This window comes from Bacillus inaquosorum, from assembly GCF_023238325.1.
GTDB classification, from domain to species: domain Bacteria; phylum Bacillota; class Bacilli; order Bacillales; family Bacillaceae; genus Bacillus; species Bacillus inaquosorum.
The window spans coordinates 2,773,326-2,790,738 of the sequence record NZ_CP096592.1; the positions used below are offsets into that span (position 1 = coordinate 2,773,326).

At 44.6% G+C, this 17,413-nt stretch carries 19 protein-coding genes and 2 pseudogenes; 6 read left to right on the plus strand and 15 right to left on the minus strand.

Translation table 11 applies throughout. The features are described 5' to 3' along the window. Positions 1-45: 45 nt before the first annotated feature. The 4 genes from M1M80_RS14005 to comN form a co-directional block, all read right to left on the minus strand. A complete protein-coding gene (locus M1M80_RS14005; RefSeq protein ID WP_003237512.1) occupies positions 46-369 on the minus strand; it encodes a LapA family protein in 324 nt (107 codons plus the stop codon). 76 nt (positions 370-445) lie between these two features. After that, positions 446-943, minus strand: a complete 498-nt coding sequence (locus M1M80_RS14010) for a cation:proton antiporter regulatory subunit (protein ID WP_003237514.1) — start codon at positions 941-943, stop codon at positions 446-448. A gap of 154 nt (positions 944-1,097) precedes the next feature. Further along, positions 1,098-3,311 (minus strand): protein translocase subunit SecDF, encoded by a 2,214-nt coding sequence (gene secDF / locus M1M80_RS14015; protein WP_060399140.1) that lies wholly within the window; start codon positions 3,309-3,311, stop codon positions 1,098-1,100. 38 nt (positions 3,312-3,349) lie between these two features. Then, complete coding sequence (gene comN, locus M1M80_RS14020) at positions 3,350-3,646, minus strand: post-transcriptional regulator ComN (RefSeq protein ID WP_003222684.1); 297 nt, start codon at positions 3,644-3,646, stop codon at positions 3,350-3,352. Between the two features lie 114 nt (positions 3,647-3,760). Here comN and spoVB point away from each other — a divergent pair, with 114 nt between their 5' ends. Further along, positions 3,761-5,317, plus strand: a complete 1,557-nt coding sequence (spoVB, locus tag M1M80_RS14025) for a stage V sporulation protein B (protein ID WP_060399141.1) — start codon at positions 3,761-3,763, stop codon at positions 5,315-5,317. A 3-nt stretch (positions 5,318-5,320) separates the two neighbouring features. Here spoVB and M1M80_RS14030 read toward each other — a convergent pair whose 3' ends face one another. Beyond that, positions 5,321-5,977 (minus strand): DUF421 domain-containing protein, encoded by a 657-nt coding sequence (locus tag M1M80_RS14030; RefSeq protein WP_060399142.1) that lies wholly within the window; start codon positions 5,975-5,977, stop codon positions 5,321-5,323. 197 nt (positions 5,978-6,174) lie between these two features. On the opposite strand from M1M80_RS14030, the gene M1M80_RS14035 reads away from it, so the two are divergent. Next, a complete protein-coding gene (locus M1M80_RS14035) occupies positions 6,175-6,564 on the plus strand; it encodes a TIGR04086 family membrane protein (protein ID WP_032731974.1) in 390 nt (129 codons plus the stop codon). A 181-nt stretch (positions 6,565-6,745) separates the two neighbouring features. On the opposite strand, the gene yajC is transcribed toward M1M80_RS14035, so the two are convergent. The 9 genes from yajC to iolG form a co-directional block, all read right to left on the minus strand. Beyond that, positions 6,746-7,012, minus strand: coding sequence for a preprotein translocase subunit YajC (yajC, locus tag M1M80_RS14040; protein WP_003237527.1), 267 nt, complete (start codon positions 7,010-7,012; stop codon positions 6,746-6,748). Between the two features lie 40 nt (positions 7,013-7,052). Then, positions 7,053-8,198 carry a tRNA guanosine(34) transglycosylase Tgt gene (tgt, locus tag M1M80_RS14045; RefSeq protein WP_003237529.1) on the minus strand — a complete coding sequence of 382 codons (1,146 nt, stop codon included), beginning with the start codon at positions 8,196-8,198 and terminating at the stop codon, positions 7,053-7,055. Positions 8,199-8,225: 27 nt separating this feature from the next. Next, the gene (queA, locus tag M1M80_RS14050; protein WP_060399143.1) at positions 8,226-9,254 is read right to left on the minus strand and encodes a tRNA preQ1(34) S-adenosylmethionine ribosyltransferase-isomerase QueA; all 1,029 of its coding nucleotides are present in this window, start codon (positions 9,252-9,254) and stop codon (positions 8,226-8,228) included. Positions 9,255-9,283: 29 nt separating this feature from the next. Beyond that, positions 9,284-9,484: a DUF2905 domain-containing protein gene (locus tag M1M80_RS14055; RefSeq protein WP_003222669.1), complete on the minus strand. Its 201-nt coding sequence runs from the start codon at positions 9,482-9,484 to the stop codon at positions 9,284-9,286. After that, positions 9,477-10,481, minus strand: coding sequence for a Holliday junction branch migration DNA helicase RuvB (gene ruvB / locus M1M80_RS14060; protein ID WP_019259052.1), 1,005 nt, complete (start codon positions 10,479-10,481; stop codon positions 9,477-9,479). Before ruvB ends, M1M80_RS14055 begins: the two co-directional genes overlap by 8 nt. 10 nt (positions 10,482-10,491) lie before the next feature. Continuing rightward, complete coding sequence (gene ruvA, locus M1M80_RS14065) at positions 10,492-11,097, minus strand: Holliday junction branch migration protein RuvA (RefSeq protein WP_060399144.1); 606 nt, start codon at positions 11,095-11,097, stop codon at positions 10,492-10,494. 138 nt (positions 11,098-11,235) lie between these two features. After that, on the minus strand, positions 11,236-11,748 hold the full coding sequence (gene bofC, locus M1M80_RS14070; protein ID WP_003237539.1) for a sporulation cell-cell signaling protein BofC: 513 nt from the start codon (positions 11,746-11,748) through the stop codon (positions 11,236-11,238). Positions 11,749-11,795: 47 nt separating this feature from the next. Next, positions 11,796-13,103 (minus strand): MFS transporter, encoded by a 1,308-nt coding sequence (locus tag M1M80_RS14075; RefSeq protein WP_060399145.1) that lies wholly within the window; start codon positions 13,101-13,103, stop codon positions 11,796-11,798. 70 nt (positions 13,104-13,173) lie between these two features. Then, a complete protein-coding gene (iolG, locus tag M1M80_RS14080) occupies positions 13,174-14,199 on the minus strand; it encodes an inositol 2-dehydrogenase (RefSeq protein ID WP_060399146.1) in 1,026 nt (341 codons plus the stop codon). A gap of 236 nt (positions 14,200-14,435) precedes the next feature. Here iolG and M1M80_RS14085 point away from each other — a divergent pair, with 236 nt between their 5' ends. Continuing rightward, the gene (locus tag M1M80_RS14085) at positions 14,436-15,083 is read left to right on the plus strand and encodes a phosphotransferase (protein ID WP_060399147.1); all 648 of its coding nucleotides are present in this window, start codon (positions 14,436-14,438) and stop codon (positions 15,081-15,083) included. A gap of 45 nt (positions 15,084-15,128) precedes the next feature. Here the strand turns inward: M1M80_RS14085 and M1M80_RS14090 are convergent, their stop codons facing one another. Further along, the gene (locus M1M80_RS14090; RefSeq protein ID WP_060399148.1) at positions 15,129-15,251 is read right to left on the minus strand and encodes a hypothetical protein; all 123 of its coding nucleotides are present in this window, start codon (positions 15,249-15,251) and stop codon (positions 15,129-15,131) included. A gap of 200 nt (positions 15,252-15,451) precedes the next feature. Here M1M80_RS14090 and M1M80_RS14095 point away from each other — a divergent pair. The 3 genes and pseudogenes from M1M80_RS14095 to M1M80_RS14105 all read left to right on the plus strand — a co-directional run. Beyond that, a pseudogene (locus M1M80_RS14095) lies at positions 15,452-15,628 on the plus strand (DUF5412 family protein); the annotation flags it as partial. Positions 15,629-15,679: 51 nt separating this feature from the next. Next, positions 15,680-15,760, plus strand: a pseudogene (locus M1M80_RS21730) (hypothetical protein); the annotation flags it as partial. Between the two features lie 161 nt (positions 15,761-15,921). Next, positions 15,922-17,376 carry an alanine/glycine:cation symporter family protein gene (locus M1M80_RS14105; protein WP_060399149.1) on the plus strand — a complete coding sequence of 485 codons (1,455 nt, stop codon included), beginning with the start codon at positions 15,922-15,924 and terminating at the stop codon, positions 17,374-17,376. Positions 17,377-17,413: the final 37 nt, after the last annotated feature.

Here is a 17,413-nt window from a genome sequence, read left to right on the forward strand (position 1 = left end):
TATTATACTAGAGCAAGCTGAGGGGTTTCAAATATTATTCGAAAACTAGTCTTTTTTCTCAATCACGGCTGATGCATCCTGTGTATCGGTCTGATCAGCAAGTTGAGTATCCTCTTGTTTATGTATCGCAGTTTTGTTTTCTTTCCGCAGCACTTTTATTTCGCGCTTTAATTTCATCACCTGAAAAATCCCAACAGAAAACACGATCAGCGCTCCCATTAAAACTGAGCCTAAAATGACAAGAATGAGCGGCCATTCTGATCTGCCAAACAGGTAATCAACTTCTACCGATCTGACATTAATGACTGCAAAAATAGCGACAATTAAGGTAAAAATAAGTGCGAAAATAATGGTCCATTGTTTATTCATTCTCTTTCCCCCAAACTTCACTTATTGAGGTAACTTTCCCTATCAAGACTGGTTTTAAACATGGCTTGACGCTAGGTCAAGCCTCATTTGCAGTTAATTTTTCCCGGATCAGCCTCTTCAGTCCGTTTCTCTCACCGGAAATCACAAGGGTATCGCCCTCATCAATGACTGTTTCAGATCCCGGATTTAATTGTTTTTCTTGATTCTTCTTAATGATCGCAATGACAGTCACATGATATTCCTGCCCTGCATCCAAATCACCAATTGTATGATGAATGGCAGGCGCTCCAGTCTCTGCTTTAAACCATTCTATGATCAAATCACCAAGGGCTGCCTCGACGCTTTCTAATGCTTTCGGTTTATATGCCATTCCGCCGAGAATTGCAGAAATTTGCCTAGCTTCAGCGTCATCTAACTGCACGGAGGCAACACATTCTTCATGATCGTTTTCGTCAAAATAGTACAGCTCTCTCCGGCCGTCATGATGAATAATAATTGAAATTTTATCGTGGTTTCTAGTAATCATTTCAACTTTTTGCCCTATGCCCGGCAGCTCTGATTCGCGAACCCTCATATATAACCCTCCCACATTCTGAAAACCTGTCACAAACACTCTTAACACCATTTATATGTTTAAATGTAAGCGTATGTCATTATAGCAAATGTCTATTTTAAGTTCAATGAAACTTCAAAAAAGCAGGCTGCCCTGCAAAGGACAGCCTGTTTTTTTATTGTGCCGAATCTTTTTTCAGTTCTTTTCCTTTCCATGCAAGCCAAATTTGTGCAGCAATGTAGAGAGAGGAATAAACGCCTGTTAACAGCCCGACCAATAAAGCAATTGAGAAGTTTGTAATAGAAGATGCTCCAAAGATCAGCAATGTCACGACAACAATCACGACAGTTAATACTGTGTTAATAGATCGTGTAAAGGTTTGCTGCAGGCTCAGGTTTACAATATGATTCAGGTCGGCAAATGTTTTCGGTTTGCGCTTTTTCATATGCTCGCGAACCCTGTCAAATGTAACGATAGTATCGTTAATAGAATACCCGATAATCGTCAAGACGGCCGCGATGAACGTAACATCTACCTCAAGCCTTGTAATGCTAAAGAACGTGACGATAAAGAAAGCGTCATAAAGCAGTGAAGCTATTGCGGCAATCGCCATTTTGTATTCGAATCGGATCGAAACGTAAATGATGATGCCAATTGAAGCTATAGCAACTGCGTACAGCGCATTTCTTGCCAGCTCTTTGCCGACTGTCGGTGAAACTGTGCTGACATTTGGCTCTGATCCGTATTTGTCTTTGAAATACGTTTTGACTTTTGCAATGGTTTCTTTATCTGGCACTCCAACAAAACGGGCAACACCGATATTGCTCTTTTCGCCTGACAGAACTACAGTATCAGGTTCCATGCCCAGAGATTGAAAATCCTTCTCCACCTGCTCTGTCGTCAGCTTATGGTCGCTTTGCACTTCAATACGTGCACCGCTTGCAAAGTCAATGCCAAGATTCAGCTTGAACACAAGCAGGATAATAATCCCGGCTATCGTGACCGCACTGGAGAAAATAAAGAAATATTTGCGTTTGCTCGTGAAATCCCATTTTTGGAACGGTGTATGCGGCTCTGTACTTTCGTCCGTATCCTGAATATCCATGATATGCTTCTTGTTGACGCCGAACCAGCCTTTTTTCCGATCAAGCCATCTGCTTTCCACAAGGAGAGCGAGAAGAAATCTCGATAAGAAAACGGCAGTGATAAAGCTTGTCAAAATCGACAGAATCAGCATCGTCGCAAACCCTTTAACAGAGCTTGTCCCGAAGATAAAGAGCACAACTGCTGCAATAATCGTTGTAATATTCGCGTCAAAAATCGTCGCAAATGACCGTCTGTTTCCTGAACGGAAGGCAGAGCGGACTGACTTTCCTAGCTTGAGCTCTTCTTTAATCCGCTCATAGGTGATGATGTTGGCGTCAACAGCCATCCCGACACCTAAAATGAGAGCGGCAATTCCCGGAAGTGTAAGTACAGCATTCATCCAGTCAAAAATCTGGAGTGTAATGTAGATATAAACTGATAGCGTAATCACGGCGATTAATCCCGGCAGGCGGTAATAGAAAAGCATAAATAAGAAAATAATTGCAATACCGACAATACCGGCAAACACCGTATCATGGAGCGCCTGCTGGCCGAATTGTGCGCCTACTGATGTCGAATATTTTTCAGTCAGTTTCACAGGAAGCGCGCCGGCGTTTAAAATGCTGGCTAAATCTTTCGCTTCTTGAACAGTAAATTGTCCTTCAATTGTAACGTCTGTTGTGTTTAATTCCTGACTTACATTTGGAGCGGATACATATTTAGGATGCTCTTTTTGAACTTCTTTTTTAAAGGAGTCCCCTTTTTCGTAATCCATCCAAATGACAAGCTGGTTATTTGGCGCCATTTTCATGACCTTTTTGGTCACTTCACCGAATTTATCAGCATCTTTCAGTTTAATACTGACAATCGGTTCATTTGTTTTGGCATCATATGTTTGTTTGGCCCCGTTTTCGACGAGGTCAGAGCCATTCAGCAATTCTTTGTCATTCGTATCTCTGAAAGAAAGCTGGGCTTCAGTCGCCAAGATTTCACGCGCTCTGTTTTGGTTTGTCACCCCAGCGAGCTGAACGCGAATCCGGTTATTTCCTTCAATTTGGATGTTCGGTTCGCTGACACCGAGAACGTTGGCCCTGCGGTTCAGCGCCTCTACTGTGCTGACCAGAACGTCTTTTGTGATTTTGTCACCTTTTTTTACGGGCTGTACATCATACAGCACCTCAAATCCGCCTTGCAAATCCAATCCTAACGTAATATTGTTAGCGGCAGGCTTCGTAAAGTAGCCCAAACCCGTGCCGATCAATAAAACGAAAAGGAAAAACGCAATCAAGCGTCCTTTTTTCATTATGTATATCCTCCCTTAAACCTGTGCGAATCAACCTGCTATCTCAGCAGTTCTTCCAATGCTTCCTGGCCTTCTTCACTTCCCAGCCAATTAGACGTTTTAAATGACTCAACGGTTGCATAGTTCATAAATTCGCCAATTTTCACTGATAAAATATCGCTCGTCATCTCATAAATGTGCAGTTCCGTTTTCTTTTTCCACTTCTTACCTGTTAAGTATGACCACAAACTTTCGAGTTCAACATCATCATACCCGAGAATCTTAAACTCTTCCAGTTTGCTGTAAAGAAACGGCCTGACGTGGTCTTTATATAGATCGGCGGGATGCTTCTCCATGAATTCCACGCTCCTTTTTATTGTTTTTCAAGAAGACTTGTCATGCTTGGACGATATATACGCATATCTTTATTGTATATGATTACAGGTAGTTTGAGAAGGCAGGGGGTAAAAATGGCGAAACAGACGTTTTTAAAGGGCACTCTTATCCTTATCGCAGCAGGAATGGTTACAAGAATGCTCGGGTTTGTCAACCGGGTGGTTATCGCCCGTTTTATCGGTGAAGAAGGAGTCGGGCTTTACATGATGGCGGCGCCTACCTTTTTCTTAGCCACTACATTAACTCAATTCGGTCTGCCGGTGGCGATCAGCAAGCTTGTAGCTGAAGCCAGCGCGCGCGGCGATCATCAAAAAACGAAAAATATTTTAGTCATGTCTCTGACCATCACAGGAGTGCTCAGCCTGATCTTTACACCGCTGTTTCTGTTTTTCGCCCCGGTTATGGCTGAAACGATGCTGACAGATAAGAGAACATTGTACCCGCTTCTGGCCATTACGCCAGTTGTACCGATTATCGCTATATCGAGTGTGCTGAGGGGTTACTTTCAAGGAAAACAGAATATGAACCCGCTTGCCGTGTCTCAAGTCCTTGAACAGGTCGTCCGGATTTCACTTGTCGCCGTATGCACGACGATTTTTCTCCCTTACGGAATTGAATATGCTGCAGCGGGGGCAATGATCTCCTCAGTCGCAGGGGAACTGGCGTCACTCCTTTATTTATTCATTTGCTTTAAGTATAAAAAGACAATTAAAATCAGAAAGCACTTTTTCCAGTCAATAAAAAACGGAAAACAAACTTTTTCCCAGTTAATGAGCGTATCCCTTCCAACGACCGGAAGCCGTTTTATCGGAAACCTTTCTTGGTTTTTTGAGCCGATTGTCGTCGCCCAAAGCCTTGCCATTGCCGGCGTGGCGACAGTTGCCGCAACAAAGCAATACGGCGAACTGACGGGCTTTGCCATGACGCTGCTGACTCTGCCCAGCTTTATTACATATTCTTTGTCGACCGCGCTTGTTCCTGCGATCAGTGAAGGAATGGAGCAGAAAAAATTGCAGGTGGTGGAATACCGCTTGGAACAAGCCATGCGGCTCTGCCTGCTTAGCGGAGGCATATCAGTTGTCATTTTATTCGTATTTGCGGATGAGCTGATGAGGGTGATGTATGGGTCCTCAGGCGCTGCTGTATTTATAAAAGTGATGGCCCCGTTTTTTCTGCTTTATTATTTCCAAGGCCCTCTTCAAGCAGTGCTGCAGGCGCTTAATTTAGCCGGGGCTGCGATGATGAACAGCTTAATCGGAGCGCTTGTCAAAACAGGCCTTATTTTCGCCCTTGCCACCAGACCGTCTCTCGGCATTATGGGCGCAGCATTAGCCATTGTGACAGGTATGGTGCTCGTCACGCTTTTGCACGCGGCAACAGTAAGCAAGGTACTGCCGATCAGTATTAAAATCAAGGAGTACGCACTCAGTTTTGCTGTTATTGTGATTTCCGGATTCATCAGCTCCGCCATCAAACAATATGTAAGCTTTGGAGCGTCCGAGGCTGTGAATGTCGCCGGATGGATTGCGATGAGTGCAGGCATCTATATCATCCTCCTGCTCGCATTCGGTTTAATTAAAAAAGATGAGCTTCGCCGCATTCCTATTATCGGACGTCTGATCGTCCGGTAAAGGTCACGTGCGGTGCCCATCTTTTTCATCAATAAATAACTCTCCGTCAGTAAACGAGCAAAAAGAAATGTCTGAAGGGTTTGTATATCCGTGTTTTCGTAACTTTTCATGCAGCCACTGTTTGTCTTTGCCGATTCTGGACAGGTTTTCCGTTTGAATAGAGCCGTCTATAATCAGCGGCATTTCGAGCTGCCGATGCTCTCCGCTGTTTTCTTTCTTTACAACAGTCAGTTTGCCTGACGGCTCTAAAATAGCAAATGATACATCAGATACTCTGTCGATATTATTTTCTCTGAGCTGAACCATTAAATCATCAAAATTATAACGCTGTGATTTCATGGCGTCTTCGTCAATTTTCCCGTATTTAATAATAATGGTCGGCTTGCCGTCCAGAAGCTGGCGAACTTTTCGGTTTTTTAAAGATAAGTATGCGAATGTCACTTGGATGATCATTAATACAAGCATTGGCAAAATGGTGTGAAATAGATGATCTTCTACGTTTTCTATGGCTAAAACGGCAATTTCAGCCATCATGATAAAGACAACGAGATCTAAAATACTAAGCTCCCCGATTTCCCGTTTGCCCATGAAACGAAAAATGACCAGTATCACAAAATATAATACGATTGTGCGAAACGCAATAGTGAGAAGCTCTTCCATCATGCACCTCCAACTCATCATAGGATGCAACAAAACGAACAAATTATGTAAGGAAAACTGATCGTATTTCATAAAGCTTTTACGTCTAATTCATGGGATAAGGGAATACATTTTTACAAAGACGAGCCATCAGCATGTCTGACGGCTTTGTTCAAAAAGATCAGAAGCCTTTTAATACAGGCAGAGAGGAGACATTCATGGAGGAAACGAAACAAGTTGGAAAAGGCATTCTTTACGGCTTAATCGCCATATTCTCAGCCATGCTCCTGACGAGTTTAGCCGTTTCACTATTACTGACAGCAACCTCGCTTGAAGAGGCATCATTCAACTGGCTGATCAACGCCATCTCATTTCTTTCTTTATTTATCGGCGGGTTTATTTCAGGGGGGAAAGGGAAAGAAAGAGGCTGGATGATCGGGGCATTGACTGCCTTAAGCTTTTCTCTGATTATTTTATTGTTTCAGTATTTAGGATTCGGAAAGACATTTACAGCAGAACAGCTGCTATTCCATCTTGGATTTTTAGGGGTATGCATGCTGGGCGGGATTTTCGGCGTGAACATGAGGGGAAACAGGTCTTCCACATAAAAAAGAGCGGGCTTCCCCGCTCCTTCAGCGTGTCGACAAAGCCTCACATTCATTGTCAGGCCTGCGCTCCGGTACTCGGCCTTCCTAGACTTCAAGGGTTTTCAATTCCGCTGAAAAGATGACAAACAAAAAAGAGCGGGTTCACCCGCTCTTTTTTGTTTGCTATGTATAGCTCCTGCTGTTATTCAGCAGCAGAAACTTCTCTGATCGCGCGGCGGTCGAACGTAAGACGTGTGTTTTCACCAGTCTTAATTACGACTTTGCTTTCGTCGATAGAGTCAACAGTACCGTGCAATCCCCCGATTGTCACTACTGAATCGCCTTTTTTCAGTTCCTCCTGCATTTGGCGTACTGCCTTTTGCTGTTTTTGCTGAGGACGAATCAGCAAGAAGTAAAGGACCGCAAACATTAAAATAATAGGAACCAATGTACCTAAAGTGCCTGTCATGATTTTCACCCCTTTCTGTAAGCCTGTTTTTCATTTTTATTTAGAAGCTTTTCGCATTTGGCTTGTTGTAGCCGTAACGCTCAAAGAACTCTTCTCTGAAATCACCCAGACGATCCTCACGAATAGCCTGTCTTACCTGCTCCATTAAGTGTAACAGAAAATGAAGGTTATGGTAAGTTGTTAATCGAAGGCCAAATGTTTCATTGCAGCGGATCAAGTGTCTGATATACGCGCGAGTGTAGTTTTTACATGTATAGCAATCACACTCTTCATCAATCGGACGGAAATCTCTTTCGAATTTCGCATTTTTCATATTGAGACGGCCTTCAGCTGTAAACACTGTGCCGTTTCTTGCAATCCGGGTAGGCAGCACACAGTCAAACATGTCGACCCCGCGGATCGCTCCGTCGATCAGTGCGTCCGGAGAACCGACTCCCATCAGATATCTCGGTTTATCCTTCGGCAGGAGCGGTGTTGTAAACTCGAGTACACGGTTCATGACATCCTTCGGCTCTCCGACTGATAATCCGCCTATAGCATATCCCGGGAAATCAAGGGAGATCAAGTCCTTCGCACTTTGTGTACGCAGATCTTCATATTCTCCGCCCTGTACAATGCCAAACAGCCCTTGTTCATCCTGACGGTTGTGGGCATTCAGGCAGCGTTCCGCCCATCGGCTTGTCCGCTCAACTGATCGCTTCATATAATCGTACTCTGCCGGGTACGGCGGACATTCGTCAAACGCCATCATAATATCAGAGCCGAGTGCGTTTTGGATCTCCATCGCTTTTTCCGGAGATAAAAACAGCTTGTCTCCATTTAGGTGATTGCGGAAATGGACGCCCTCTTCCTCTATATTACGAAACTTGCTTAAGGAAAAGACCTGAAAACCGCCTGAATCTGTTAAAATCGCGCGGTCCCAATTCATAAATTTGTGGAGTCCGCCTGCTTCCTTGACAATATCGTGACCCGGGCGGAGCCATAGGTGATAAGTGTTGCTTAAAATGATTCCCGCATCCATTGCTTTCAGCTCTTCAGGTGACATCGTTTTGACTGTCGCCAGTGTGCCGACCGGCATAAACACTGGTGTTTCAAAGGAGCCGTGAGGGGTATGCACTTTGCCCAGCCGAGCCCCTGTTTGTTTGCATTCTTTTATAAATTCATAGCGTATTGGTTGTTCAGCCACTTTTGATGAGGCCTCCTGTTCTCAAAATTATATAATCAGCATCGCGTCTCCGAAGCTGAAGAAACGGTATTCCTCTTCCACCGCATGGTTATAAGCGCGGAGAACGTTTTCTCTTCCCGCAAGCGCGCTGACCAGCATAATCAATGACGATTTCGGCAAATGGAAGTTTGTAATCATTCCGTCAATGGCTTTAAATTCATAGCCCGGATAAATAAAAATAGATGTCCAGCCGCTTGATGCTTTAAATTGCCCATCATGTTCCCCGGCAATCGTTTCAAGCGTGCGTGTCGATGTCGTGCCGACAGAAATAATCCGGCCGCCATTTTCCCTTACTTTGTTTAAGGCTGCCGCCGTTTCTTCTGACATTTGATAAAACTCTGCATGCATATTATGCTCTTCAACGTCATCGGCACTCACAGGGCGAAACGTTCCAAGGCCTACGTGCAGAGTGATGAACTCAATTTGCACACCTTTGTCTTTCAATTGCTGCAAGATTTCTTCCGTGAAGTGAAGTCCCGCAGTAGGCGCGGCCGCAGAGCCGATTTCTTTAGAATATACGGTCTGGTAGCGCTCTCTGTCATCGAGCTGTTCTTTAATATATGGCGGGAGTGGCATCTCTCCAAGGGATTCCAGCACTTCGTAGAAAATACCGTCATACTGGAATTCCATTTTTCTGCCGCCATGCTCAAGCTCTTCCGTGCAGACAGCCTTCAATCTTCCGTCTCCAAATGTCACAACGGTTCCTTTTTTTACCCGTTTCGCTGGTTTGGCAAGTGTTTCCCACTTGTCACCAGCTTCCTGTTTCAGCAAAAGCAGTTCCACTTTCGCGCCGGTATCCTCTTTTGTCCCGAATAACCGCGCAGGCAGCACACGGGTATTGTTCAGTACAAGACAATCTCCTTTTTTAAAGAAACTGATAATGTGTTTAAACGAGCTGTCAGTCAGCTCTCCTGTATGTTTATCAAGCACCATCAGCCTTGAAGCATCACGCTGCTCCAACGGCACTTGTGCAATTAAACGTTCGGGTAGTTCAAAATCAAATAAATCGACTTTCATGATGATTTCACCTTTATTCTAGTCTTTTGTTATTTCATTCTGCCGAAAAGATTAAGCAAAATTGATAATACCACACTTATGATGATACAAGTGACAACCGGGAAGAAAAATGTGACATTTCCTTTTTTCACAAAAATATCTCCCGGCATCTTGCCGACAAAATGCAAAACTGCTCCAATGATAAGCAAAACAGCACCAAGAATCATAATGATCTTAGGGAATTCAGTCATATCGGGGAGCCTCCATTTGGAAATGATGATAAACGGCCGGTGTCACGATCCTTCCACGCGGCGTTCTTTGGATAAATCCGATTTGCAGGAGGTACGGTTCGTACACGTCTTCAATCGTATGCGGTTCTTCGCCGATTGTGGCTGAAATGGTATCAAGACCCACCGGGCCGCCGTTAAATTTTTCGATCATGCCCATCAGCAGCTTGTGATCAATATGATCCAAACCGAGACGGTCAACCTGAAGCCGCTCAAGCGCATCCTGCGAAATCTCTTCCGTAATCCGGCTGTCACCCAGCACCTGGGCGAAGTCGCGGACCCTTCTCAGGAGACGATTCGCTACGCGGGGCGTACCTCTCGATCTTCTTGCAATTTCAAGAGCGGACGGTTTATCAATCTCAACCTCGAATACATCTGCAGTTCTTGTGACAATATCCGCCAGTTCCTCTTGCGTATAGTATTCAAGGCGCGACATTACGCCGAATCGATCTCTTAACGGCGCTGTCAAAAGCCCTACCCTCGTCGTGGCGCCTACCAGCGTAAAAGGCGGCAGGTCAAGCCGGACCGAGCGGGCAGAGGGACCTTTGCCGATCACAATATCCAGACAAAAGTCCTCCATCGCAGGATAAAGCACTTCTTCAATCGATCTGTGCAGCCTATGTATTTCATCAATAAATAATACATCTCCCGGCTCCAGCGCCGTTAATATGGCAGCCAAGTCACCAGGTCTTTCAATCGCAGGCCCTGATGTCGTCCGCAATTCCACTCCCATTTCATTGGCAACGATGGAGGCAAGCGTGGTTTTCCCGAGTCCGGGCGGCCCGTACAGAAGAACATGATCCAGCGTCTCCTGTCTCATTTTTGCCGCATCTATAAACACGCGCAAATTTTCTTTCACCTTATGCTGCCCGATATACTGCGCCAGATTTTGCGGCCTCAGGCTTTGCTCTATCACTGATTCATGGTTGTCTGCTTCACTTGAGACGAGCCGTTCATCCATGAACATCACCTTACTTCAATAGTTTTTGTAATGCTTTTTTCACGTATTGGTCTGTTGTCAGCCCAATATCTTCTTTCAGGTGAGGAAGCACCTTTTTGATTTCTTTTTCAGCATATCCGAGAACCCTGAGGGCCTCAAGCGCTTCTTCGAGAGCCGTTTCTGCTGTTTGCTTTTCAAGCCTTTCTTCATGATTAAACAGATTTTCAATCATTTCAGGCACAACATCAGCAAGCTTTCCTTTTAAATCAAGAATAATCTGGCGCGCGGTTTTCTTTCCTACACCAGGAAACTTGACCAAAAAGGCTTCATCCTCATTTTCAATCGCTTGGATAACCGCTCCCGGTTCACCTGAGCCCAAAATGGCGAGTGCGCCTTTTGGACCGATCCCGGTCACGTTTAAGAGCTTTGTAAAGAGCGCCTTCTCCTCTCTTGTTGAAAAACCGTAGAGCGAAAAAGCATCCTCTCTGATATGATGGTACGTAAAAATCGTTTCTTGACTTCTCTCCTTATATATAAACGGATTCGGCGTGAAAATCTGATAGCCAATGCCGCCGTTCTCTATCACAATATATTGGGGAGATACATAATCAATCGTCCCTTTAACAAATTCGATCACGCAAATTCACCTCTTTGACTGTTCTTCATTGTACCATAAAAACAGCCAAAGTCTTATAGAAAAGTTAACATATGTTCGCTTCTCTCTCATTCTTCCACGAAAAAAAAGACATGAATACATGTCTTCAATCAGCGGACGTCACCCGCTGTATGTCTTCATATGTTCTATGACGTCCTCAAACTCCGCTTTTGTCCGAAATGGAATGCCTTTCAGCAGATTTTTTTGCATATGGCTTTCCAGCCTTTCTAAATCAATTTGGAAAAAAGACTGAATCGGTTCGGAAGCTGACTCAGGCCGACCATGAAAAGTGGAAATCACTCCATTATCCGATACACCGATATACCCGTTCACCTTGCTGAGCGGAGAAATATCGTCCATTTGCTTCCGGAAGAGCACATAACCCTTTTTTTGTTCGACCAGTGTCCAGCCGGCATAAGCTGCCCAAAAATCATCCATAGAAAGCACTTTTTCACGCTTATGCTCAATGCTGACATCTCCGTCCAAATACACTTTTTCAAGCTGCACATGCACCTGCAGCGGTTCATAGTGCTCCACTTCCGCCCCAAGTGCGCGGGGAGGAGCACCTATTAGAAATGCTGCGGCTGAGCAAAGAATGCCCAGCAACAGATACGCCGTGCTGAATCGTTTCACCCTCTACACCTCTTTGCACACGTTTATGATTAGTTTGACCAAAGAGGCTACTGCTTAACCGTTTTCTCGAAATTTGTTTGCACGTTTTCCCTGACCAGCCGTTCTTCCGTATACACATCAGCGCTTTGCTCAGAAATCGTCAAAAATTGTGTCAGAAAAGCACTGAAAAAATACAGCGCCGCAAAGATCCAAATGACGCCGCCAGCGCCGATCGGTCCAATGAAAAGACTCACAATGCCCGGTGCAATAAACGCACATAATCCGGACCCCAAGTTTAACACAGACATGGCAGCGCCTTTATTATCAGGAGCAAGCGTCGGCAAAAGCGCACTTAATGGCACATAGCCTGCCAATGCCGCACCGTAGCAGCAGGCGATAATCATCAGCACCCAATACTGATGCCCGATTAACTGAGGCGTGTAATAAAGCGCCAGCGTAAAAATGCCGCACCCCACACCTCCAAACCACATCACGGTATTGCGCCAGCCAAGTTTATCTCCGACTGCACCGAAAATAATATTAAACACAATATTAACAAAAAACAGCGTTCCCCATATTTGCAGCCATTCTGAAACAGAATATCCGTAGCGCGCTAAATAAGTCGGGAGAAAGATGGCAAATCCAAATTGTCCTATGGCATTAATTGTCTTGACCACTCCGCCGATGCCGACTTTAGGGTTTTCAAACATAATTGTAAATGCCTTCGACAACTCTTTCCATTTCGGCTGATCTTGTTTTTGCACAGGTGTAAATTTATCTTTGTTAAAAAATAGGGCGAGAAATCCGCCTGCCGCTACAAACAGTAAAGCGCTCCAAAGCGTATTGATTTCCCCAAATGCCGGAACCGCATAGCTTGAATAGAATGGACCGAGCACGTTAAGGCCGCACGTAAACATAAACCAAAACCAGCCGACGGCTTTTCCAAGAATCTTTTGAGAGGTGCTGTATGACACCCACACAAGAAAAGAGTATGCAAACAGCGGATATCCCAAGCCTCTAAGAGCATAGCTGCCTAAGAGAGCCGGATAATACATATGAGGAATCGCCCAGCCGATAAAAGCGGCCGAACCGAGGATAAATGCAAGCAAGCCGACAGTCATCGTTTTTCTTGGCCCCCAAGTTTGGACAAACGTGCCTGAAAGCCAAGCCGAGATGGTGACAGCAATGCCGTACATGGTAAATAACGATGCGGATTGCTGCATACTGAGACCATGATCAACGAGAAAAGGAGACAGCCAGCCTTGTTCGAGGCCATCTCCAACCATAAAGATGACAACGCCAATGTAACCCCAAACCATGTGAGAAGGAATTCCGATTTTGTTCAAAACATTTCCTTTAGCATGTGCTGTATTCATTTTCTCCACCGCCTACTTAAAGTATCAATGGAGTATATACCCAAGCTTGCTGAAATGTAATCCTGCTTGATCAAAAAACGATTTTTTCAGTGTGCTCAATACTGACAGGCATGCCAATAGCATGCGATTGCTGAGCCGCTCTGGCGATCCGTTCCGCCTGAAAACCGTCGTTGCCGGTGCAGGCAGTCTCCCGGTTTGTATCAATCGCTTCCGTAAACCGAAGAATCTCCTCCTCATACGAATCCTTATAGCGTTCCAGGAAAAAGAAATGCGGTTTATCCTTCATCACAAAATCAGCTGTTGACACTTCGACCGTCGTCGGCCTGCTGTTGTCCGCTGCTGCCGAGCCTTTCGTCCCGAAGACCTCAATCCGCTGGTCATATCCGTAGACAGCTTGGCGGCTGTTGTCAATTACAGCCATGGCACCGTTTTCAAAAGTCAGTGTAATGACAGCCGTATCAATATCTCCCAGCTCTGCAAAAGAAGGATTCACCAAAGCCGCTCCTTTTGCATACACTTCCGTCACTTCGCTTCCCATAATATATCTGGCCATATCAAAATCATGGATCGACATATCCATAAACAAGCCGCCCGAGGTACGGACATAATCTATATTCGGGGGTTCTGGGTCCCGAGAAGTAATTTTTAATAAATGGGGCGTACCGATTTCACCATTTTCAACAATCGTTTTGATTTTCTTAAAATGAGGATCAAAACGGCGGTTAAATCCGACTTGAAGTGCAACCCCGTGTTTTCGGACGGCTGCGAGCGCTTCTTTTGTTTCATCTAGAGAAAAACTGACGGGCTTCTCACAAAAAATATGCTTTTTCGCCTCGGCCGCTTCTCTGATCATCTGCGCATGTGCAGCTGTCGGTGAGCAAATGAAAACAGCGTCAATATCAGGGTCATGTAATAAATCACGATAGTCAGAGCTTATGTATTCAATCTGATGACTGTCAGCCCAGCTTTTTATACGGCTTGCCTGAATATCAGAGACCGCTTTTATTTTCATGTGAGGAATCCGGCGTATATTTTGAACATGAAGTTTGCCGATGCGCCCCGCACCGATAATCCCTGTCACAATCTGTTTTGTCATAGCTTGTTCCTCCTTGAACATTTACGAAAGCGCTTTATTTAAAATTAATACTATCCCATTTGTAAGCGCTTTTCAAGAATGGAAATGATCGCTTTATGTCTCTTTTATCACAATCAAGGCTTATAGGTAGCCTTCTTCTTCAAGACCAGATACACTAGAAATAGGCTCTTTTTCCCGAACAGTTTATGATTTTCCTATAAACAACTGCATAAAATAGAGCAAAGAAGGTGAATGAAATGCTGACAAAAGCAGAGGCACTGGCCCATTCAGTCATATACCGCAAGAACAGCAGATTTGATAAAGTCAAAGAAAAGTCCGAGGAATTGACCCTCATCGGAAAGGGAAGAAGCGCCTATGTGTTCGCCTTAACAGAAGGTGATCGAAAAATGGCGCTGAAAGTATTTTTTCCGGAATATCAAGCGACAGCCGTCAAAGAAGCCGCGATCTATGAAAAATTAGCCGGGTCCGCATTCTACCCTGACATTTACGAAACTGGTGATTCATTTATTCTCATGGAATATATTAAAGGTGAAACCTTTTATAACTGTCTAAAGAAAGGCATTGCGATCAGTGATGACATGATTCAGCAGGTTGAAGAAGCACTCTCTGACGCACGGGGAGCCGGTCTGAACCCGTCAGACATTCATTTGCGGAATCTGATTCTGACAGAAACCGGAGCGGTACGGGTGATTGATGTTGCGAGATTTGAACAGACAAAAACGTGCACTCAGTGGGACGATTTAAAATCAGCGTATCATGCACTCTATAAAAAACCGATATTCCCCAAAAAGATTCCGGGTTTTTGGCTTGAGATTATTGCATTTTTATATAAGAAAGATTGGTTCCAAAAGCGTTTCGCGCAACGGAAAAGAAAATATTCTTAATTCGAAAAGGCAGCCGCTCAAGCGGCTGCCTTTGTCCATTTATATTTACTTTCTGACAGCAGAAATCAGTTTCATTTGTTCAGGTGACAGCTTAATTCGATAGCCTCTCACAGTTAAGTAAACCGTTTCTGAGCCCTTCTCGCCGGAATGACAATATGTTTTCTCCATCTCTGTCTCCCCCACCCTTTATTTGTTTTATTTCATCATACCATCAGTTTATTGAGGGAATTTTAAGGAAATGTAAAGATAGCATAAACCCGGTATATGGAAAAATGAGAAAAAAAGGGAGAGAGTCACATCAATATACGCAGCAAAATCCAATTATCATATTTGCACTTCTGATATTCTTCGGCGGCGCCGTCTATTGGATGTTATTTTCACTGAAAAACGTTCCAAAAGGCAGTCTCGTCCAATCGATTGAATCGCCGGACGGCAGCTATACGTTAAACACGTATGTATCCCGAAATACCTTAAGCTTAGATGCAGACAGAGGCGAACTTGTGAATAAAAAAACAATTTACTGGAATTATCCGGACAGCAGCCCATGTGATGAACGAAACAAATGAAAAATGATTCCAACCATTCCTGATTGCTTTTCTTTTATATACGGATTGACAGAGCTTGGCTATTTGTTGTTGAAGGACCTTTTTACAATTGCCATCAGTTTGCCTCTGTAAGAAAAACGCGGCGTAATCGATATGCCGCGTTTTCTTTTTCCCCTTCTCTTCTCATTGATAATTACCGGTCATATAATGTGACAAACCGATTGTAGAAATAGTTCGATTAGACCAAAATCCTTTTTATACATGTATTCGAAATGAAGTGAGGGGGAAGCTTGATGGGAGATTTTGTTGCTAGTTTGAATGCGGTTTTATGGAGTACGCCCGTCATTTATATTTTATTGGGAATTGGATTAGTCTTTTCTATTATGACCCGCTTTTTACAAGTCAGGCATTTGAAGGAAATGATAGTTCTGATGTTCCAGGGAAAGAGCTCTGAAGCCGGCGTTTCTTCTTTTCAAGCATTATCGATTGCGCTGTCCGGCCGAGTGGGAACAGGAAACATTGCGGGTGTGGCGACAGCGATTGCATTCGGCGGACCCGGCGCAGTGTTCTGGATGTGGGCGATTGCCTTTATCGGTGCTGCGAGCGCCTTTGTTGAATCAACTCTTGCTCAAATTTACAAAGTGAAACAAGGCGGCCAATATCGAGGGGGCCCCGCTTATTATATAGAAAAAGGCTTAGGCATTAAATGGTTTGCCGTCCTATTTGCCGCTGCTGCCCTTATTGCAATGGCCCTTCTGATGCCGGGCGTACAGTCCAACTCCATTGCAGCTGGCGTCCAAAATGCATTCGGCATCTCTCCTGCCATCACAGGCTGTATTCTCGTTTTATTATTAGGGTTTATTATTTTTGGCGGCGTCAAACGAATTGCCAATGCCGCGCAAATGATTGTTCCGTTTATGGCCATTGGATATATCCTGCTTTCTTTGATCATTATTGTCATGAATATTACTGAATTGCCTGCTGTCATCTCATTGATTTTCAAAAGCGCTTTTGCATTAGATTCCGCTTTTGGCGGCCTGATCGGCATGGCGATTTCTTGGGGAGTCAAACGGGGCATTTACTCAAACGAAGCCGGCCAGGGAACAGGCCCGCATCCGGCCGCCGCTGCAGAAGTTTCCCATCCGGTCAAGCAGGGATTGGTTCAGGCATTTTCCGTTTATATTGACACCCTATTTGTATGTTCCGCTACAGCATTCATGATCTTATTTACCGGTATGTATAATACTCAGGCTGCAGATGGTGCCTTTATTGTTCAACAACTTAAAGGCGTAGAGGCGGGGCCTGGCTTCACTCAAGCGGCCATTGACAGCGTGCTTCCCGGATTCGGTGCAGGCTTTGTCGCCATCGCTTTATTCTTCTTCGCATTTACAACAATAATGGCGTATTACTACATCGCAGAAACAAATATCGCTTATTTAGCCCGAGGCAGAGAAAGCAAATGGGCAATGCTCAGCTTAAAACTGATTATTTTAGCCGCGACGTTCTATGGTACTGTGAAAACCGCTTCACTGGCTTGGGCATTAGGCGATGCAGGGCTTGGCATTATGGTATGGCTGAACGTCATAGCCATCGTGCTGCTTGCCAAACCCGCGCTTCTCGCCTTAAAGGATTACGAGCGCCAAAAGAAGCAAGGCTTAGACCCAGTATTTGATCCGAAGGCGCTGGGCATCAAAAACGCTGATTTCTGGGAGAAGGAATACACACAGGAAAATGAGCGTGTCTCTTGAATATACAAAAACCGGCCCGATATGACATCGTGCCGGT

Coding starts and splice junctions, on each gene's coding strand:
- ruvB (WP_019259052.1), bottom strand. CDS start 10,481: ATGGATGAACGGCTCGTCTCAAGTGAAGCAGACAACCATGAATCAGTG.
- spoVB (WP_060399141.1), top strand. CDS start 3,761: ATGGCGAAACAGACGTTTTTAAAGGGCACTCTTATCCTTATCGCAGCA.
- secDF (WP_060399140.1), bottom strand. CDS start 3,311: ATGAAAAAAGGACGCTTGATTGCGTTTTTCCTTTTCGTTTTATTGATC.
- M1M80_RS14085 (WP_060399147.1), top strand. CDS start 14,436: ATGCTGACAAAAGCAGAGGCACTGGCCCATTCAGTCATATACCGCAAG.
- M1M80_RS14030 (WP_060399142.1), bottom strand. CDS start 5,977: ATGGAAGAGCTTCTCACTATTGCGTTTCGCACAATCGTATTATATTTT.
- yajC (WP_003237527.1), bottom strand. CDS start 7,012: ATGACAGGCACTTTAGGTACATTGGTTCCTATTATTTTAATGTTTGCG.
- M1M80_RS14005 (WP_003237512.1), bottom strand. CDS start 369: ATGAATAAACAATGGACCATTATTTTCGCACTTATTTTTACCTTAATT.
- M1M80_RS14105 (WP_060399149.1), top strand. CDS start 15,922: ATGGGAGATTTTGTTGCTAGTTTGAATGCGGTTTTATGGAGTACGCCC.
- comN (WP_003222684.1), bottom strand. CDS start 3,646: ATGGAGAAGCATCCCGCCGATCTATATAAAGACCACGTCAGGCCGTTT.
- M1M80_RS14035 (WP_032731974.1), top strand. CDS start 6,175: ATGGAGGAAACGAAACAAGTTGGAAAAGGCATTCTTTACGGCTTAATC.
- M1M80_RS14010 (WP_003237514.1), bottom strand. CDS start 943: ATGAGGGTTCGCGAATCAGAGCTGCCGGGCATAGGGCAAAAAGTTGAA.
- iolG (WP_060399146.1), bottom strand. CDS start 14,199: ATGACAAAACAGATTGTGACAGGGATTATCGGTGCGGGGCGCATCGGC.
- M1M80_RS14075 (WP_060399145.1), bottom strand. CDS start 13,103: ATGAATACAGCACATGCTAAAGGAAATGTTTTGAACAAAATCGGAATT.
- M1M80_RS14055 (WP_003222669.1), bottom strand. CDS start 9,484: ATGACTGAATTCCCTAAGATCATTATGATTCTTGGTGCTGTTTTGCTT.
- M1M80_RS14090 (WP_060399148.1), bottom strand. CDS start 15,251: ATGGAGAAAACATATTGTCATTCCGGCGAGAAGGGCTCAGAAACGGTT.
- queA (WP_060399143.1), bottom strand. CDS start 9,254: ATGAAAGTCGATTTATTTGATTTTGAACTACCCGAACGTTTAATTGCA.